This is a genomic window from Streptosporangium sp. G11 (genome assembly GCF_051192615.1).
GTDB lineage: Bacteria > Actinomycetota > Actinomycetes > Streptosporangiales > Streptosporangiaceae > Streptosporangium.
On record NZ_JBPJUQ010000261.1, the window covers coordinates 1 to 1,750 of the forward strand.

Below are 1,750 nucleotides of genomic sequence, written 5' to 3' on the forward strand. Positions count from 1 at the left end.
CTTGACATCCACTCCGTCCTAAAGGACGGAGATTCCCGCCTGCCGCGTGGGCTTCGGGTGGGTTCCTGCTTCATCGCGCGGTGCCGGAACAGGTCCCGGTCTTACCCGCGCTCCACAGTCGTTTAGTCTCTCCGCCTGCCCGGCGGCGAGGATGTTGATCGCTGCGTTGATGTCCCGGTCGTGGATGACACCACATCCGCACGTCCACGACCGGACGTTCAACGGCATCTTGTCCGCGATGGTGCCGCACGCCGAGCACAGCTTCGACGAGGGGAACCAGCGGTCGATCTTGGCGAAGTGGCGGCCGTACCTGACGGCCTTGTACTCCAGCATGGTCACGAACTGCGACCACCCGGCGTCGTGAACCGACTTCGCCAGCTTCGTGCGCGCCAGACCGGACACGGCAAGGTTCTCCACATAGACCGCTTGGTTGTCGCGGATCAACATGGTGGAGAGCTTGTGCGCCCGGTCGCGGCGCGTGTCGGTCACCTTGGCGTACGCCTTGGCAACCTTCGCCTTGGCCTTGGCCCGGTTCGCCGAGCCCTTCTGCGTGCGGCTCAGCGCCTTCTGCGCCCTGCGGAGCTTCTTCGCCGCGCGCCGCAGGATGCGCGGGTTGTCCACCTTCTCGCCGTCTGACATCACCGCGAAGTGCGTCAACCCAAGGTCGATGCCGATCTCGTCCGTCGTCTCCGGCGGCGCCTCGTCCGAAGTCTCGACGACGAACGACGCGAAGTACCGGCCCGTCGAGTCCTTGATCACCGTCACCGAGGAAGGTTCGGACGGCAGCGAACCGGCACGTCCCCGATCTTCGGCAACCGCAGGCGGCCCGACTCGGTGACCGTGAACCGGGCGTTCTTGGTGAACCGGATCGCCTGGCGCGAATCCTTGCGCGACCGAAACCGGGGCGGGGCGGCCTTACGGCCCTTGCGCTTTCCTGCCAGGGAGGCGAAGAAGTTGCGGTAGGCGGTGTTCAGATCGGCGAGCGCCTGTTGAAGGATCACGGCGGAGACCTCGCCCAGCCAGGAGCGCTCCGGGGTCTGCTTGGCTTGGGTGATGATCCGCTTGGACAACTCCCCGTCCGAGATGTACGGCAGATTCGCCGCGCGGGCGTCGGTCCGCATGCGCAGCCCGTCGTTGAACACCACGCGGGCGCACCCGAACGCCCGCGCCAGCGCGGCACGCTGGTCGGTGTCGGGATACACCCGGTAGTTGTAACGGAGCTGCATCCGCTGATCATATCGTTGGTTTATGGCCGAGTGCGAAGACATCAGAACCGGCAGGCACTGTGTTTTTGCCCTGCATGCGCATTTGGTCTTCGTGACCAAGTTTCGGCACAAGGTGTTCACCGACACCCATCTGAACCGGATGGAGGAGATCATGCGGGACGTGTGTGCCGACTTCGAGACCGAGCTTGCCGAGTTCAACGGCGAGAACAATCATGTCCACCTGCTGGTGAACTTCCCACCCAAGGTCGCCCTGTCCAAACTCGTCAACTCGTTGAAGGGCGTGTCCTCCCGCAGGATGCGCACCGAGTTTCCCGAGCTGGCCCGTCACTATTACCGGGCGAACAAGCTGTGGTCGGGCTCGTACTTCGCCGGGTCGGTGGGCGGGGCACCGATCAGCGTCCTGCGCCGGTACATCGAGCAGCAAAACCGCCCGGCTTAGGGCACGCTCAGGCCCCAGGGAGCCTTCCCGCGCGGGCCCTCACCCCCGGCCTGAAGGCCGGAGCACTGGCCCGCATCCTGGTAGC

General features: G+C 65.1%; 1 protein-coding gene and 1 pseudogene. One reads left to right on the forward strand and one right to left on the reverse strand.

The features are described from left to right. Positions 1 to 18 precede the first annotated feature (18 nt). Positions 19 to 1,226: pseudogene (locus ACSDR0_RS50385) on the reverse strand (RNA-guided endonuclease InsQ/TnpB family protein). A 22-nt stretch (positions 1,227 to 1,248) separates the two neighbouring features. Between ACSDR0_RS50385 and tnpA the strand changes: the two are divergent. Further along, positions 1,249 to 1,665, forward strand: coding sequence for an IS200/IS605 family transposase (gene tnpA, locus ACSDR0_RS50390; RefSeq protein ID WP_435296096.1), 417 nt, complete (start codon positions 1,249 to 1,251; stop codon positions 1,663 to 1,665). Positions 1,666 to 1,750 lie beyond the last annotated feature (85 nt).

What these genes read in the sequence shown, in the direction of transcription:
- tnpA (WP_435296096.1), top strand. Translation starts at nt 1,249, where the DNA reads ATGGCCGAGTGCGAAGACATCAGAACCGGCAGGCACTGTGTTTTTGCC.